Origin of the sequence: Gilliamella sp. BG2 (assembly GCF_046635645.1) — a bacterium.
GTDB classification, from domain to species: domain Bacteria; phylum Pseudomonadota; class Gammaproteobacteria; order Enterobacterales; family Orbaceae; genus Gilliamella; species Gilliamella bombi.
This window is the reverse complement of sequence record NZ_JBIDFF010000003.1, coordinates 105,619-121,984: the sequence shown is the minus strand read 5'-3', so window position 1 is coordinate 121,984 and position 16,366 is coordinate 105,619. Positions and strand designations below refer to the sequence as shown.

The window sequence follows — 16,366 nt, the reverse complement described above, 5'->3', positions numbered from 1 at the left end:
ATGAAATATTTTGCTTGGTGCATTTCGCTTTTAGTTGGATTGATGAGCTTAGGTCAAGAAATGCTATGGTTTAGAATCGTTAGCTTTATGTTTGGTGGTGCTTCTTATGCTTTTGCTCTTGTACTGTTCTTTTTTCTATTAGGTATCACTTTTGGATCAAATCAAGGTAAATCAATTTGTACACGCTATTCGAATCTACTATTGGTCGGAGGAGTGGTTTTAATTCTTGCTGGTTTTATTGATATATTAATTCCATTTATTATTCAAAACATAAATCAACCAAATAGTTTAAGTCTATGTAAAGGTATATGTTGTATTTTGATATTTGTCGTTGCAGCTTTAAAAGCAATATTATTTCCAATTGTGCACCATTTAGGGACGAATATAGCCAATGGAAAAGTAGGGGCTTCAGTTTCTAAAGTCTATTTCTTTAATATTATTGGCTCGACACTGGGTAGTTTATTAATTGGTGGTGTTCTCCTTGATTATATTTCTATTTCATCAATGTTTATTCTAATAGGTATTGTTTGTATCTTATTAGGTGGCTTGATGATAATTAAAAAATCGGCAGTTTCTGTTTCCGTCTTTGCTGTACTTGGTATTTGTTGCTTTTGTTTAGTCGATAAACACACTGATTATATTTTCAGAGATAGCTTAGGAAAAGACTCTTCTATCAGTTATTATATTGAAAATCGCTATGGTGTAATTCATATCGCCGATGACAATAAGAATGGACTGAAAAATATTGTATTAGGAAACCGAATGTATGATGGCATTTTAAATATAGATCCAGATAATGATATAAATGACTTAAATCGACTTTATCTATTAGCGGCAACCCATCCAAATCCTAAAAAAGTGCTGGTTATTGGTGTTAGTGGTGGGGCTTGGACACGTGCTCTATCAAGTTTCCCTACATTAGAAACGATTGACGCCATTGAAATTAATAAAGGTTACTTGGATATTATTAAACAATACCCAGTTGTTTCTCCAATACTAGATGATCATAGAATTAATATCTATATTGATGACGGTCGACGTTGGCTTAAACGAAATAGTGATAAAAAGTATGATTTAATTATTATGAATACTACTTACCATTGGCGTTCAGGAATAACCAATCTATTATCGCAAGAAATGATGAATATATTACATAATTCATTAAATCCTAATGGTATTTTGGCATTTAATAGTACTCGTTCGCTAGATACATTAAAAACGGCACAATCGGTATTTAAGTATGCTTATTGGGGTACAATGGGCTTTATTTATGCTTCGGATTCAGAGATTAACATCGATGACAATGTTGCTAAAAATCGCCTTGATAAGTTGGTTTTAGATGGTAAACCATTGTTTAATGAAGCGTCTAAACAAGTTAAAAACGGTGCTTACCAAAAAACATTAGCAACCAAACTGTTAAGTCTAGATGAAGTTGAAAAGCTTTATAACTTAGGACGAGATACGGAAATTATTACCGATAGTAATATGATAACTGAATATAAATATGGTTTTTTGAGAAATAATTAAGGACGCTTTTATGTTAAGTAAGAAACAATCACTACTATTAAGCACGCTATTTTTTATTTCTGGAATGAGTGGCTTAACTTATCAAGTTGCTTGGCAACGAGCTCTTTATTCGGCTTTTGGATCTGATGTTGATTCTGTAGCAATTATTGTATCGGCATTTATGTTAGGACTTGGTTTAGGGGCTCTTGGAGGAGGAAAAATTGTTGATAAATACCCAAATAAAGCACTACAGTTTTTTTGTTTTAGTGAATTTGGAATTGGTTTATTTGGAATAATTAGTTATCAACTTATTTTATTTGTCGGTGATATCTTTATTGTTTATAATTTAATTGTTGTTGCAATTGTTAATTTCTTATTGGTGCTTATTCCAGCCCTTTTGATGGGAGCAACACTTCCAATTTTAATTACTTATATAGCACAGTTTTGGAAAAATATTGGTCAAACCACTGGACATCTTTATGCGATTAATACTTTTGGTGCGGCAATTGGTGCAATTTTGACAGGATTTATTTTATTTAACTATTTTGCTCTTAATGTTGTAACGATATTTGCTGCACTAGGAAATTTTGTTGTTGCTATATCTGCTTATCTATTTTTTAATAAAATGCGAATAAAAAAGAGCGGATAAGAAGATAGAATAATACTATAAAGATATTAAAAATGATAAATCGGCGATAGTTGTCGCTGGTTTATCAATATATTATTAAAATCAATTAGTTAATTATTTAAACAATACAAGCTTTTTATTACTAACTAAGTTTAAATAAGTAATAAAGATTATTTTGATATATTTACCCTCCTTTTATAAAAATTGCATAACAATACCTTTATAATTGAATGAAAAATAAAAAGAATACTGGCTTAATAAATATATTTATAAGTCGATCTTTTAATAAGTTATATAAACGTTATTAATAAAGCTAATAGTAGTATTTACGTTTATGATTTATTTTTTTTTATAAGTTAAGGCGTTGCTTTTAAATTTGGCTTTAGAAAATGGGATATAAGTTCTTTTTCTTTCTTGTTAAAAAGTTTCAGGTAACTATGTGTTTGAGTATAAAATATGTTATTTGATTCAATAACTATGTGTGACAATTGTATACTGTTATAATTTGTTATCTTTTATTTTTGATCTATTAATAATGCAAACTAAAATTACGATTGTGGGTGCTGGCGCCGCTGGGCTTTTTTGCGCAGGTTTACTGGGGCAAAAAGGGTATGATGTTACTGTGATTGATAATGGTAAAAAGTTAGGACGCAAAATTCTAATGTCTGGTGGTGGTAAATGTAATTTTACTAATTTAATGGTTGAACCTAGTAATTATATTTCTTGCAATCCTCATTTTTGTAAATCAGCTTTGAAACAATTTACTCAGTGGGACTTTATCCAATTAGTAAATCAGTATGGTATTGCTTACCATGAAAAAGATCATGGGCAATTATTTTGTGATAATTCAGCGCAAGATATTGTTGATATGCTATTAAACGAGTGCCAAAAAGGGCATGTTCATTTTATGATGCAGACTCAGGTTGAAGATATTAGCAGTGATAAAATAGAATTTAAATTACATACTTCTCGAGGCATTATTGATAGTGATAATCTTATTATTGCTACGGGAGGCTTATCGATGCCTGCCCTTGGCATGACTTCAATTGGCTATAAAATTGCTGAAAAATTGGCTATTCCAGTGATACCAGTCAAAGCAGGATTAGTACCGTTCACGTTACATAAACCTTTACTTGATATATTATCAACCTTGTCTGGTATTGCTGTTGCTGTTGAAGTTTCTAATGAAAGAGTTAGTTTTAAGGAGAATCTATTATTTACTCATCGAGGAATTTCAGGACCAGCTATTTTGCAAATATCAAGCTATTGGCAGGCTGGAGAGTCAATTACTATTAATTTATTACCTGATTTCACATTCGAATCATCGTTTAAACCATTATTAGAGCAGAATCGTAATCAAACTATAAAAAATTGTTTAGCACAGGTTTTACCTAAAAGGCTTGTTGAGGTGTTAATACAACTCAATTTGATAAACGATATAATAGTTAAGCAAATTAATCCCAAACAACAGCAAGACTTGTATAATGCTTTAACACATTGGCATATTACTCCAAATGGGACTGAGGGTTATCGTACTGCGGAGGTGACTCTTGGTGGTATAAGTACTGATGCGTTGTCTTCCAAAACTATGGCAGTTAAAACACATCCCAACCTCTATTTTATTGGTGAGGTTGTCGATGTGTCAGGCTGGTTAGGTGGCTATAATTTTCAATGGGCATGGAGTAGTGCATTTGCTTGTGCTAGATCGTTTAATTAATTACGCCCATTTGAATATGGTATTTTTTTACTTTGTATTGTAACGTTGTGCGTGAAATGTTTAATAGTTTTGCCGCCGTTATAATTTTGCCGTTGGCTTGATTTAATGCGTTAATGATGAGTTGTCGTTCATAGTTTTCAACTTGTTCAATTAAGTTGTTTCCATCAGTAGATGTGTTGATAGGTAAATTTTCTAGTTTATTAATATCATCGTTTTGAGAAGATGAACTATTAAGATCGAATAGATCTTCATCAAGGACAATATTCTGTAATTCACCCGGTTCGTTTTGTAATACCATACTTCTGACAATTGTATTTTCAAGCATACGGACATTACCGGGCCAAGGAGCTGATATTAATTGTTGTAGTGCATGTTCGCTGATACCGCTAATTACAACATTGACGTCGTTTTTATGTTTATCAATAAAATAGCGTGCTAACACTGGAATATCTTCTGTTCTGTCGCGTAAAGCGGGGAGTTTTATTAAACCAACGTTTAAGCGAAAAAACAGATCACTTCTCATTTTTCCTGTTTTTAATAGTTCTGTAGGTGGTTCATTCATGGCAGCAACAATACGAACATCTGAATGCATTTCTTTATTACCACCTAATTGCCAGTAGGTTTTTTCTTGTAAGAATCGTAATAATTTACTTTGCATTTCAAGAGGCATAGCATTTAATTCATCAAGGAATAATGTGCCTCCGTTAGCCAGTTCTAAATAACCTTGTCGGTTTTCAGCACCCGTAAATGCGCCTTTGACCGTACCAAATAGGGTGCTTTCAATCAGTGTGGTTGGTAGTGCACTACAGTTGAGCGAGATAAATGCTTTGTCACGGCGTTGGCTTGTTTGGTGGATTAAACGAGCAAATAGCTCTTTACCTGTTCCTGTTTCGCCAACTATTAATACAGGAACATCATTTGCTCCCAAGATGTTAGTTTGATCGATAACCTCTTGCATTGTTTTTGATACAAAAACAATTTCTGGTAATGGTTGTTCTTTATTTTGATATAGCTTGCTATTGAGCTTGAATACTTGGTCTTGTAATTGCCTAACAGTAGATAAATTTCGACCTATTTCTATTGCGCCGATAATTTTTTGATTTTTATTATAAAGAGGAACTGTTGTGTGCATATAATCTACAAGTTTACCTACATGGTTATAATAGCTTTGGTAATTGTTTTGATATTCTTTCCCATGTTGTAGGGCTTGCAACATCGTGCTGTCTTCTTTTCGCATCTTGGGATAAACTTTAAGCATTGGTTTTCCTATAGCTTGTTCTATAGGGTAACCATCAAGTTCAGCACTTTCCTGATTGTAATAAACATATTTGCCTTCTTTATCAATAATCGCCATTGGTTGATGGATTAAATCAAAAAAATGTTTAAATATTTCCAATGATTGTAATAATTCAGGGTCGATTGTCATGATATTCGTGCCTTTTGAACTAGGGTGATTTGTTATATTTAGCTTTGTTTAATTTAAACGCCTGTTAATTATCATATAAAAATGACAAATTTTTGTCATAAAAATTGCTTTTATACTAAATGACTAAATTTTTACTTGCGCTTTGTTTGTTAATATATTGATTATTTTTGTTTTTAAAGTTGGCATGCTGATTGCACAACAAGTGAGAAGCCATTTTACTTATTTTTCATGTAATCATTAACTGGAGGCTATATGTCCGACAAAATTATGTCAAATTATAACAAATTACGCACTGATCTTGTAACTAAAGATCGTCGTTTTAGCGCTGAAAGTGGCAAACTTTGTTTTGATGGTGTTAATTTAGAAGAGTTAGCCAAAAAATATCCAACGCCTTTTTATGTGTTTTCTGAAAAGGAGATTGATCGTAATGTGCAAGAAATTAAAGAGGCATTTAAAGCTCATCCAAAAACAAAAATTTTCTATGCATCAAAAACTTGTTCAGTAATGGGCGTTCTTAAAGCGATTAAAGATGCAGGAATTTATGCCGAAGCGAACTCAATGTTTGAAGTGCGTAAATGTTTAGATATCGGTTTCCCTGGTAGCCAAATTGTGTTTAATGGTGTTGTTAAAAAACCAGTGGATTTAGAGTTTGCTATCCAAAATGATCTGTATATTATCAACGTAGATAGCTTATATGAGCTTGATATTATTGATGAGATTTCAAGACGTTTGAAAAAGGTAGCAAATGTTTGTGTGCGTGTTGAACCAAATGTTCCGTCAGCAACTCACGCAGAATTAGTCACTGCTTATCATGCTAAATCAGGTATCGATTTAGAACAAGCAGAAGAAACATGTCGTCGTATTTTAGAAATGCCATATGTTCATTTACGCGGTTTACATATGCACGTTGGTGATCAGGTTCCAGAATCAGAGCCTTTTGCTAAAGCTACGAAAGTTTTAGTTGATGAATCACGTCGCTTAGAAGAAGTGCTTGGTATTAAATTTGATTTAATCAACGTAGGTGGGGGGATCCCTGTTCCTTATAAATATGATGAAGAAAATGGTAATCCATTAGAAGATAATATGTATGCAGGTATTACTGCACAAGATTTTGCTGATGCTGTTATTAGTGAAGTACACAAATGGCGTACTGATGTTGAAATCTGTATTGAGCCAGGTCGTAAAGTAACAGGCTCAGCAGGTGTGCTTGTAACTGAAGTTGCCTGTGAAAAACGTAAAACCAATTATGATTTAGATGGCAATATTGAAGAGCATGTTGAGTGGAAATTTGTTGATGCTGGTTATAGTGTGCTATCTGATAGTCAACATTTTGATTGGTTCTTCTATGTTTATAATGCTTCAAAAATCAATGAAACACATGATGAATACATCAAATTGGCAGGTCCTTTATGTGATGGTGGTGACTATTTCCATGTCGGTGTTAAAGGTGAAGAATTCTTAATGCCAAAAGACACTCAAATCGGTGATATTGTTGCTTTCCTTGATGCTGGTGCTTATACCATCGAAAGCCAAACTGTTTATAACAATCGTCCTCGTACTTCTGTTGTAATGATAGATAAAGAAGGCAAGGATAGATTGATTCGCCGTGAGGACACTTACGAAGATATGGTTGGATACGACATATATTAATCATCAATATCTGGAGCATTTGATGCTCCAGATATGATAAAGTGAGGTTATTATGAGTGATTCTAAAGATTCAAGTTTACTTGGTATTAAAGACATTGTTTTTATGAATGTCATTGCAATACTAAGTTTGCGTCAAATTCCTAATGTTGCTCCTTATGGGGCGTCAGCAATGGTACTTTGGTTACTTGCTGCATTTTGTCTTTTCTTCCCATTAGCTATGGTTTGTGGCGAACTTTCAACAGGTTGGCCAAAAGATGGTGGAATTTTTGTTTGGGTAAAAGAAGCATTTGGTAAACGTATCGGTTGGATAGTTGTTGTTTGCTTTTTGTTCTCTTGCGTCCTTTTCTTCCCGTTAATGTTGCAATTTGGTTTTACTGCAATTGGGTATATGTTTAGCGCTGAGTTAGCTCAAAATCAAGTATTTATTGGTGTTGGCTCTATGGTGGTATTCTGGATTTTAACACTGATGAATATTAAAGGGATGCAATGGACTAAAATTATTAATAGTGTGAGTGCATGGCTTGGTGTATTTATTCCAGCCGCTATTATTGTGCTATTAGCTGTTGTATGGTTATTCACAGGGCATCCTATGGCTACAAGCTATAGTCATGTTAGTGATTGGTTACCTGATTTAAGTAGTTGGGATACTATTGTTTTTCTATCTAGCATGATGTTCGCATTTGCTGGTCTTGAGGTGGCTCCAATGATTGCAGGGCGTACACGAGATCCACAACGAGACTTTCCAAAAGCAATGTTGGTTTCAGCAGTGGTAATTGTTGGTATTTATATGGTCGGAACATGGGCTATTAATACTTTATTACCAGCAGCGGATACTGATATCGTAGCGGGTGTTATGCAAGCAATGGAAGCCGCAGCTAAAGAATTGCATATGCCTTGGTTATTACCAGTAATGGCAATTTGTTTGTTTTTTGGTGCATTAGGACAAATAAACTCATGGTTAGTTGGTCCGATTTATATGCTACAAGAAGCATCAAAAGAAGATAATTTGCTTGGAGAACGCATTGGTCGTTTACATCCAGTATATAAAACACCAGCCTTTGCGTTAATTATTCAAGCTATTATTGTTACAGTACTTTGTTTTTCAACTTTTGTGTCGCCAAGTATTGCAGCGGCATATTGGATGTTAACAGCACTTACAACAATTTGTTATTTTATCCCATATTTAGTGATGTTTATTGCGTATTATCGTTTACGCTTTACTCAACCTGATGTACCGCGTAGCTTTAAAATTCCGGGTAAGGTGTTGCCAATTGTGTTACCAGCACTTGGTTTCTTATCTACTCTATTTGCTGTGGTATTAGTGTTTATTCCACCTGCGCAAATAGATATGGGGGGGTATGTCGAATATATTGCTAAAATTGTTGGTGGTGCAGTACTTGCCATTGGTTTAGCTGAATGGATTTATTATCGAGCCCAAAAACGTAACCGTTTGCAGTAGTAATAATATATAGAGGAGTAAAATTATGTACAAACCTATATTAGAAATTGATTTACGCAAATTAAGAAATAATGCTCGTGTTGAAAAAGATTTATTAGCTAAACACGGTATTGAAGTTATGGCTGTTAATAAAGTTTTTGATGGTTGTGTTGAAACGGCCAAAGCAGTACTTGAAGGCGGTATTGATGTGATTGCTGAATCAAGAACATACAATTTAAAGAAATTAAAAGATGCTTTAAATTGTAAAACCTGCTTATTACGGAGCCCTTGTTTAAGTGAAATTAGTGATGTTGTTAGATATGCTGATATTAGCTTAAACAGTGAAAAAGCAGTAATTCAGGCACTTTCTGATGAAGCCGTTAAACAACAAAAAGTACATCAAGTTTTATTAATGGTTGATATGGGGGATTTACGCGAAGGTATTTGGTTTGAACATATTGATGAAATCATTGATACGGTTAAACTTATTCTTTCTTTACCCGGTGTTGAGCTCTATGGGCTCGGCACCAATTTTAATTGCTATGGTACTGTACTACCTACAGTTAAAAATGGAGTAGACTTTTTAAAAATAGCGCGTAAAGTAGAGCAAGTTTGTAATATTAAAATAAAGTATTTATCGGCCGGTAATTGTACCAGTTACCACTTATTGGATAAAGGTATTTGGCCAGAAGGATTAAATCATTTGAGAATTGGTGGTTTACACGAGTTTGGTATTGAATATGTGGATATGAAATATCTTGACGAGTTTCATCATTCAAATAAACCCGTTGATAAAGCATGTAGTAATATTTATAAATTATATGCGCAAATCATTGAACTCAATAGTAAACCAACAGTTCCTGTTGGTGAATTAGGTGTAGATGCTTTTTTAAACAGTAAAATCTTTGTTGATAGCGGTACACGCAAACGAGCACTTCTTGCCTTTGGACGTCAAGATGTGCCAGCAGAAAGCTGTATACCCATCAATGATGATATTACTGTATTGGGTCAAACCAGTGATCATACCTTGGTTGATATTGAAGATGTTACTCAAACACTTCGTGTTGGCGATGTTATTGGATTTGAGCTTGATTACACTGCTTTACTAATGGCTTGTCAAACTAATGGTGTAGAAAAACGGTTTATTTATTAATTTGTGTTAACTGCTGGGTAACCAGCAGTTTTTATTAATTACTAGGCGGTTTATATGACAACATCTGAATCACAAGAAAACCCTTATCCCAGTAGTAATTTAAAGAAGAACCTAAAAAATCGTCATTTATTGATGATTTCATTAGGTGGATCAATTGGTACTGGATTATTTATTGGTATTGCAGCTCCACTTAGCACAGTTGGTCCGTTAGGAACAATTATTGCTTATTTAATGGCAGGAAGCATAATGCTTTCAACTATGTTATGTTTAGGTGAACTTTCTTGTGCATTCCCTCATGCAGGTTCATTTCAACACTATGCATTGATGTTTATACCCAATCCGATTTGGAGTTATACCATCGGTTGGTTGTATTGGCTTAGTTGGGTACTATCTATGGCGGCAGATTTAACCGCTGCTTCAATGATTGCTCACCAAACCTTCCCTTCGATTCCTATTTATCTTTTTAGTCTATTAATTCTAATTGTTCTTACTTCAGTGCATTTAACCTCTGTTCGTGCATTTGGAGAAAGTGAGTATTGGTTTTCAACTATTAAGGTTCTTGCGATTATTGCATTTATTGGGGTGGGGATTTATTTACTTAATCACCAATATAGCGAAACGCATATCTTACCAACATTTAAAACCGAAAAAGGGTGGTTTCCTAATGGTTTTTTAGCCATATTTGTTTGTATGACTATCGTGACCTATTCCTTTCAAGGCGTCGAATTAATTGGTAGTGCAGCTGGTGAGGCGCAATCTCCACAGTCTGTGTTACCCAAAATTATTACTGGTGTTGCTTTTCGCATTATTCTATTTTATGTTCTGGCTATTGCTGTTTTAGCCCTTGTTTATCCATATGGAACGGTTCATTCTGAAATTAGTCCATTTGTGTGGGTATTTAATAAAGTAGGAATTTCAATAGCTTCGTATTTAATGCTTTTTGTTATTTTTTGTGCGGCAATATCGGCGGCTAATTCTGCAATTTATGCCAGTTCAAGAATGCTGTGGTCTATGGCACAAGATAAACTCGCACCTCAATATTTTTCAGACGTAAATAAGCGTGGAGTGCCCACAAAAGGTATTTTATTTATTGCTATTATTGCGCTAGTTTCACTATTTTCGAAATATATTGCCGCTGAAAAATTGTATATTTATTTAGTAGCGGGAACAGGGCAAGTGGGATGTTTTGCATGGATTATTATTGCTTGGTGTCAATATCAGTTCCGTAAGGGAGTAAATAACGGTAAATATCCCAAAGAGATGGTAAAGTTCAAATCGCCATTATTTCCTTGGCTGGCAGGGGTTTCTATTATTGTTAATATTGTGATTATTATTGGTGTTTGGTTTGGGGAGTCAGGGCATTTTATTTTATTATCAGAAGTTGTTTTAGTAATAATTATTTTGGTTTCTTACTTTTTCTATAAGAAACGAAATTCTTTAATAATAAAAACGTTAGATTAATTTTATTGACCTATTAATTTGTTTGTAATCACCTAATAAATCGGTTTAGGTGATTACATTTAATTTTTAAAATCAGATTATTAATGTTTTTACTATTTGTGATTTATCTTTATTTTAAGGCACTAAGTTAAGTGCGTTTGCTTGGTATAATCTTGATGAAATCCTTTCTGATACAAGTTATTTTAGAAAAGCTGATACACCCGTAAAAACGACTTGCGCAGCAATAGCTGATATTAGCAACCCAGTTAGTTTTGATAAGATAGCAATACCTGTGTTTTTTAATACTTTAGCAATACTTTTTGCACATAATAGCATTGCATAAATCCCTGAAGATGCAATGAATAAAGAAACAGCGCCAATCATATTGGCTGCAAAGCCTACGGAGCTTGTTCCCATAACAATGATAGTACCAATGGAAGCGGGTCCCATACAAAGTGGAATTGCAAGGGGTACAACACTGATATCGTCATCACTGTTAATTTTGTTCTTTTCTGGAGAATCATTCATTAGTGACACTGCAGTGATAAATAGCAACGCTCCAGAACCAATTCGGAATGCATCAAGAGTAAAACCAAAGACACTAAACATGGTATTACCAAAAAAGAATAGCACTATACCGATGATAAATACGGCACAGGATGTTTTGAGTGCTGTTTTGCGTCTAAGCTGTTCGTCGTATTGTTTTGTGCCACTTAAAAATGCACTTAAAACAGCAGGAGGTGTCATTAATGCAAATAGCTTTACAGTTGTGGCAAGGATATTAACAAGATAGTCATCCATAGTGTTACCTTTCAAAGAATAACAATTAAATTCCCTTTAATTTTGTTAACATTATTAGTTGCTAGGGAATGATTTTTGTTAGATACAAAAACGGCCACCAAAAAGGTGACCATGTTTAATCTGATATTTTTTAATTGGTTTTAGACAATTAAACCAATTAAATTTAGTTAAGGCGCTCTTTGATACGAGCTGCTTTACCACGAAGTTCGCGTAAGTAGTAAAGTTTAGCTTGACGTACTTGACCACGACGTTTCACAGTAATTGAATCAACAATTGGTGAGTGAGTTTGGAATACTCGTTCAACACCTTCACCATTCGAAATCTTACGTACGGTAAATGCAGAGTGCAAACCACGGTTGCGAATGCCAATAACAACACCTTCATAAGCTTGAAGACGTTTTTTGTTACCTTCAACAACCCATACTTTTACTTCAACCGTGTCACCAGGGCGAAAAGACGGGATGTCTTTTTTCATTTGTTCTTGTTCTAATTGCTGAATAATTGCATTTTTCATAATATTATCTCTTACTAGTTATACTGAAATATTAATTGCTTAGTTTGTCACTGTATTCTTGTTGGAATTCAGCGAGTAAACATTGCTCTTCATCAGTCAGAGCTAGATTTGCAAGAAGATCTTCTCTTCTTAACCAAGTTCGTCCTAGTGATTGTTTTAATCGCCAGCGACGAATCGCTTCATGGTGACCAGACATTAATACGTCAGGTACCGCCATTCCATCTAACACCTCAGGACGAGTATAGTGTGGATAGTCAAGTAAACCGTTAGCAAAAGAGTCTTCTTTTGCCGATGATTGGTGATTTAGCACGCCAGGAATAAACCTTGCTAATGCATCAATCATGGTCATCGCAGGTATTTCACCACCACTTAACACGTAGTCCCCAATTGACCATTCTTCGTCAATTTCGGTTTGAATAACGCGTTCATCTATACCTTCGTATCGTCCACAAATCAAAATTAAATTTTGATTTTGTGACAATTCACAAACACCTTGTTGGTCTAATTTGCGCCCTTGTGGAGAAAGATAGATTACTTTTGTATTGTTACCTGACACTGTTTTTGCCGCATGAATTGCATCTTTAAGTGGTTGAACCATCATTAACATGCCGGGACCACCACCATAAGGCCTATCATCGACAGTTTTATGCTTATCATGCGCAAAATCGCGAGGGTTCCAATATTCTACTGTTAACAGCCCGTTTTTAACGGCTCGACCAGTTACGCCATAACAGGTAATAGCTTGAAACATTTCTGGAAAAAGGCTAATTACGCCAATCCACATAGTTTTACCTTACCAATTAAAAAGCAGGATCCCAATCGACCACAATCATTTTTGTTGTTAAATCAACTTGTTTTATAAATTGATTATCAACAAAAGGGATTAAACGTTCTGTTGCTCCAAATGCATCTTTTAGATTTGCTTTAACCACTAATACATCGTTAGATCCGGTTTCCATCAAATCAGTTACCAGTCCTAAATCATAGTTATTAACTGTTTTAACTCGGCACCCAATGAGATCTTTCCAGTAAAAATCACCATTGCTAAGTGCTGGTAATTTTTCTGCATCAACAAACACTTCAATATTGGTTAATGCAATGGCTTGATCACGATCATCAATGCCTTCAAGTTTTACAATCATATCATGATTATGCGGTTTAAAACTCTCTACAATTACCTCTTGCCATTGCCCAGCACGCTGGATATACCAAGGAGTGTAATCAAAAATGCTATCTGGGAATTCTGTAAACGAAAAAATTCTGAGCCATCCACGAATGCCGTAGCTTGAACCAAGTTTACCAACAACAATAAGATTCTCAGTATTCATCATTACAGTGATTATCAATTACTAAATTAAGCAGCTTTTTGTGCTTGTTTAATTAGTGCATTAACACGATCAGAAACAGTTGCACCTAAACCAACCCAATGATTTACGCGATCAAGATCTAAACGTAATTCTTCTGCTTTACCTTGTGCAATTGGATTAAAAAAGCCAACGCGCTCAATAAAACGGCCATCACGTGGGTTACGGCTATCAGTGACAACTACTTGATAAAAAGGGCGCTTTTTAGAGCCACCACGAGCTAAACGAATAGTTACCATAACATCCTCTTAAATTAAAAAATAATCTTTTTTCTGCCCAACACGGACAAAATCAAAGCCCCAGAATTATACTCTTTCTAGCAAAAAGTGCAATGGCTGTTTGTTGATGAAGTGGTGTTATATTGATTGACTTAAACTAACTTAAAAAAGAGTGGAAAAAATGATACTAACTATAATTTATTTAATTTAAGTGGAAATCGATAAATATAATAAAATAGTGATTTTTATTTTTTGTTCTTTTTGTGAAAAAAAGCTCTCTTTAAAACATCAAAAAAGCCAAGTGAGCGTACCATTTTTTGCCCGTCAATATAAACTCGAATGGCTTTTAATACCTTCTTGGGTTCTTTAGAAGCAAAGGTGAATGTGCCGTTTTTTTTTGTTTGTATTGAATAACGAGGGATCCATCTACCACCTAACAATACAGAAGCAATCACATAATCAATTTCATTCCATGGTATTTGGATATATTTGCGTGGATCGTGTTGATGATAAAACTCGAAGGCTTTGTCACCAATTATTATATTGCCGTATTCAGATAAGCCTGTAAATGCGGTTGCTTTCATTGTTAAATCAATTTTAGTATTTAATGATTGAACCATCTACCCTATATCCATGCAAAGTTCGAATGATTAATGACACCTTTTCATCACATGGTGTGATAAAAAGGTTAATGTAATAGTAAATAGAAAGTTGGCACTATTTTAAAATATCATACTTTCTAAATATATAGGCATAGCTATATGTTTATAAAAGACCGATTACATGGCCAACAATACCTACTATAAATAATCCCAAAATAATTAGGATTGGTGATACTTTTTTACGAAGTAACCACATGCAAAAGAAAGTCAATAGTAAGGGGACAAGTCCAGGTATTAATTGATCTAAGTTATTTTGTAAGGTGGTTACCTTTTGTTGAGTCAGTGATAATCCGCTTTGCATTTGAATTAATGCTTGTTGAATGCCTTCAGCACCTGCTGGTAATGTATTCCAATCAATAAAAGCACCATTGTCTAGCTTGACAGTAGATACAACTGGTTGGAATTTAATTGATACCCATCTTTGTACTAAGGCTGCCAGTACAAACATCCCTAAAATAGAAGCTCCTTTAGTGATTTTTTGCAGTAATCCGCCTGATAAATTATCGGTTATTTTAGAGCCTGTACGGTAACCAAATTCTTGGGTATACCACATGAATCCCCAACGAATAATATTCCATAATAAGAAGAATAAAATTGGTCCCATAATATTACCGCTTAGTGCAAGTGAAGCGCCAAGAGCGCCGAGCATTGGACGTACGGTAAACCAGAATACAGGATCACCCACACCCGCTAGTGGTCCCATCATCCCAACTTTTACCCCTTGAATTGCTACGTCATCAACAACAGCTCCATTAGCCCGTTCCTCTTCAAGTGCAAGAGTTACCCCAAGCACTGGAGAAGCTAAATAGGGGTGAGTATTAAAAAATTCTAGGTGACGCTTAAGAGCGGCAGAGCGAGCCTCTTTGGTGGTATATAATTTTTTGATAGCAGGGATCATTGAATAGACCCATCCACCATTTTGCATACGTTCATAGTTCCAAGACCCTTGGAGGAAAGTTGAACGCCAAGCAACCGCTAAACGATCTTTTTTGTTTAATTGGATTCTATCAGTCATTTTCTTCTCCAAGTTTTTAGTAATCATTTAAAATATCATCAAGTGGATCACCTTTGCTACCACCATTGGATGAATTGCCACGTTCTGAAAGATTGAGGTAAATTAGTGCTAATGCTATACCTAAAGCGCCAAGTGCAATCAGTGTTAATTGTGATATCGCTGCAACGACAAAACCAATAATGAAAAATGGCCATACTTCGCGGTTTGCCATCATATTGATTACCATCGCATAACCAACAGCAACAACCATTCCACCACCAATAGCCATTCCTGTTGTTAGCCATTCTGGCATTGCTTCTAATGTACTTCTAACAACTTCAGCAGGAATAAAGAGTAACGCAGCAGCTGGGATTGCGATACGTAAACCTTGTAAACAGATACCTAAAATTTGTAACCATTCAATTTTTTGAATATTGCCTTCTTCTGCTGCAGTATCCATCATGTGTACTAATGGAACAGCAATAGTTCGTACAATCATGGTTAAGAATAGCCCTGCAACTGCAAGTGGAATAGCTACAGCTATAGCAGTAGATACGCCTGTTATACCTTGGCCGCCTAATACTAAAATAATTGATGAAGCAACCGATGCTAAAGCTGCATCAGGTGCTACTGCCGCCCCGATATTGGCCCAACCGAGTGCAATCATTTGCAACGAACCGCCCAATACAACACCCGCTTCTAAATTACCTGTTACAAGTCCAATTAAAGAACAAGCCACTAAAGGTTGGTGGAATTGAAACTGATCTAAAATACCTTCCATACCAGCTAGAAAGGCAATAACTATCACTAAAATGATAGCAATAATTGACAATGTCATAACATAACCCCTTAAAT

Annotated in this window: 16 protein-coding genes; 7 read left to right on the top strand and 9 right to left on the bottom strand. The window is 34.8% G+C overall.

Features of this window, described 5'->3' with window-relative positions; all coding sequences use genetic code 11:
• From ACGH6Q_RS02480 to ACGH6Q_RS02470, 3 genes are all read left to right on the top strand, one after another.
• On the top strand, positions 1-1,527 hold the full coding sequence (locus ACGH6Q_RS02480) for a fused MFS/spermidine synthase (protein ID WP_411591712.1): 1,527 nt from the start codon (positions 1-3) through the stop codon (positions 1,525-1,527).
• Positions 1,528-1,537: 10 nt separating this feature from the next.
• On the top strand, positions 1,538-2,155 hold the full coding sequence (locus ACGH6Q_RS02475; protein WP_034915183.1) for an MFS transporter: 618 nt from the start codon (positions 1,538-1,540) through the stop codon (positions 2,153-2,155).
• 514 nt (positions 2,156-2,669) lie between these two features.
• Entirely contained in the window at positions 2,670-3,851 is a 1,182-nt protein-coding gene (locus ACGH6Q_RS02470) for an NAD(P)/FAD-dependent oxidoreductase (protein WP_411578362.1), read from the top strand.
• Here the strand turns inward: ACGH6Q_RS02470 and ACGH6Q_RS02465 are convergent.
• Positions 3,844-5,280 (bottom strand): sigma-54 interaction domain-containing protein, encoded by a 1,437-nt coding sequence (locus tag ACGH6Q_RS02465; RefSeq protein WP_366941224.1) that lies wholly within the window; start codon positions 5,278-5,280, stop codon positions 3,844-3,846. The two genes, ACGH6Q_RS02470 and ACGH6Q_RS02465, sit on opposite strands and share 8 nt — an antisense overlap.
• A 249-nt stretch (positions 5,281-5,529) precedes the next feature.
• On the opposite strand from ACGH6Q_RS02465, the gene lysA reads away from it, so the two are divergent.
• Genes lysA through ACGH6Q_RS02445 form a run of 4 tightly spaced genes read left to right on the top strand, consistent with a single transcriptional unit; the run spans position 5,530 to position 10,979 of the window.
• Positions 5,530-6,927, top strand: coding sequence for a diaminopimelate decarboxylase (gene lysA / locus ACGH6Q_RS02460; RefSeq protein ID WP_065561486.1), 1,398 nt, complete (start codon positions 5,530-5,532; stop codon positions 6,925-6,927).
• A gap of 52 nt (positions 6,928-6,979) precedes the next feature.
• A complete protein-coding gene (locus tag ACGH6Q_RS02455) occupies positions 6,980-8,386 on the top strand; it encodes an APC family permease (protein ID WP_296301839.1) in 1,407 nt (468 codons plus the stop codon).
• 25 nt (positions 8,387-8,411) lie between these two features.
• A complete protein-coding gene (locus ACGH6Q_RS02450; RefSeq protein ID WP_411591711.1) occupies positions 8,412-9,518 on the top strand; it encodes an alanine/ornithine racemase family PLP-dependent enzyme in 1,107 nt (368 codons plus the stop codon).
• Between the two features lie 54 nt (positions 9,519-9,572).
• Positions 9,573-10,979 carry an amino acid permease gene (locus tag ACGH6Q_RS02445; RefSeq protein ID WP_296301835.1) on the top strand — a complete coding sequence of 469 codons (1,407 nt, stop codon included), beginning with the start codon at positions 9,573-9,575 and terminating at the stop codon, positions 10,977-10,979.
• 177 nt (positions 10,980-11,156) lie between these two features.
• On the opposite strand, the gene ACGH6Q_RS02440 is transcribed toward ACGH6Q_RS02445, so the two are convergent.
• From ACGH6Q_RS02440 to ACGH6Q_RS02405, 8 genes are all read right to left on the bottom strand, one after another.
• Entirely contained in the window at positions 11,157-11,759 is a 603-nt protein-coding gene (locus tag ACGH6Q_RS02440; RefSeq protein WP_065561484.1) for a MarC family protein, read from the bottom strand.
• A 163-nt stretch (positions 11,760-11,922) separates the two neighbouring features.
• Complete coding sequence (gene rplS / locus ACGH6Q_RS02435) at positions 11,923-12,273, bottom strand: 50S ribosomal protein L19 (protein WP_034913735.1); 351 nt, start codon at positions 12,271-12,273, stop codon at positions 11,923-11,925.
• 31 nt (positions 12,274-12,304) lie between these two features.
• Positions 12,305-13,057: a tRNA (guanosine(37)-N1)-methyltransferase TrmD gene (gene trmD, locus ACGH6Q_RS02430; RefSeq protein WP_411591709.1), complete on the bottom strand. Its 753-nt coding sequence runs from the start codon at positions 13,055-13,057 to the stop codon at positions 12,305-12,307.
• Between the two features lie 16 nt (positions 13,058-13,073).
• A complete protein-coding gene (rimM, locus tag ACGH6Q_RS02425) occupies positions 13,074-13,604 on the bottom strand; it encodes a ribosome maturation factor RimM (protein WP_296208369.1) in 531 nt (176 codons plus the stop codon).
• A gap of 23 nt (positions 13,605-13,627) precedes the next feature.
• On the bottom strand, positions 13,628-13,876 hold the full coding sequence (rpsP, locus tag ACGH6Q_RS02420) for a 30S ribosomal protein S16 (protein WP_034900786.1): 249 nt from the start codon (positions 13,874-13,876) through the stop codon (positions 13,628-13,630).
• Between the two features lie 224 nt (positions 13,877-14,100).
• Positions 14,101-14,475, bottom strand: coding sequence for a DUF956 family protein (locus ACGH6Q_RS02415; protein ID WP_065589383.1), 375 nt, complete (start codon positions 14,473-14,475; stop codon positions 14,101-14,103).
• Positions 14,476-14,620: 145 nt separating this feature from the next.
• Entirely contained in the window at positions 14,621-15,532 is a 912-nt protein-coding gene (locus ACGH6Q_RS02410) for a PTS system mannose/fructose/sorbose family transporter subunit IID (protein ID WP_065589384.1), read from the bottom strand.
• A gap of 16 nt (positions 15,533-15,548) precedes the next feature.
• Positions 15,549-16,343, bottom strand: a complete 795-nt coding sequence (locus tag ACGH6Q_RS02405; protein WP_363319019.1) for a PTS mannose/fructose/sorbose transporter subunit IIC — start codon at positions 16,341-16,343, stop codon at positions 15,549-15,551.
• Positions 16,344-16,366: the final 23 nt, after the last annotated feature.

What these genes read in the sequence shown, in the direction of transcription:
- ACGH6Q_RS02475 (WP_034915183.1), top strand. Translation starts at nt 1,538, where the DNA reads ATGTTAAGTAAGAAACAATCACTACTATTAAGCACGCTATTTTTTATT.
- ACGH6Q_RS02415 (WP_065589383.1), bottom strand. Translation starts at nt 14,475, where the DNA reads ATGGTTCAATCATTAAATACTAAAATTGATTTAACAATGAAAGCAACC.
- ACGH6Q_RS02450 (WP_411591711.1), top strand. Translation starts at nt 8,412, where the DNA reads ATGTACAAACCTATATTAGAAATTGATTTACGCAAATTAAGAAATAAT.
- ACGH6Q_RS02455 (WP_296301839.1), top strand. Translation starts at nt 6,980, where the DNA reads ATGAGTGATTCTAAAGATTCAAGTTTACTTGGTATTAAAGACATTGTT.
- ACGH6Q_RS02470 (WP_411578362.1), top strand. Translation starts at nt 2,670, where the DNA reads ATGCAAACTAAAATTACGATTGTGGGTGCTGGCGCCGCTGGGCTTTTT.
- ACGH6Q_RS02480 (WP_411591712.1), top strand. Translation starts at nt 1, where the DNA reads ATGAAATATTTTGCTTGGTGCATTTCGCTTTTAGTTGGATTGATGAGC.
- rimM (WP_296208369.1), bottom strand. Translation starts at nt 13,604, where the DNA reads ATGATGAATACTGAGAATCTTATTGTTGTTGGTAAACTTGGTTCAAGC.
- ACGH6Q_RS02410 (WP_065589384.1), bottom strand. Translation starts at nt 15,532, where the DNA reads ATGACTGATAGAATCCAATTAAACAAAAAAGATCGTTTAGCGGTTGCT.
- ACGH6Q_RS02440 (WP_065561484.1), bottom strand. Translation starts at nt 11,759, where the DNA reads ATGGATGACTATCTTGTTAATATCCTTGCCACAACTGTAAAGCTATTT.
- trmD (WP_411591709.1), bottom strand. Translation starts at nt 13,057, where the DNA reads ATGTGGATTGGCGTAATTAGCCTTTTTCCAGAAATGTTTCAAGCTATT.
- lysA (WP_065561486.1), top strand. Translation starts at nt 5,530, where the DNA reads ATGTCCGACAAAATTATGTCAAATTATAACAAATTACGCACTGATCTT.
- rplS (WP_034913735.1), bottom strand. Translation starts at nt 12,273, where the DNA reads ATGAAAAATGCAATTATTCAGCAATTAGAACAAGAACAAATGAAAAAA.
- rpsP (WP_034900786.1), bottom strand. Translation starts at nt 13,876, where the DNA reads ATGGTAACTATTCGTTTAGCTCGTGGTGGCTCTAAAAAGCGCCCTTTT.
- ACGH6Q_RS02445 (WP_296301835.1), top strand. Translation starts at nt 9,573, where the DNA reads ATGACAACATCTGAATCACAAGAAAACCCTTATCCCAGTAGTAATTTA.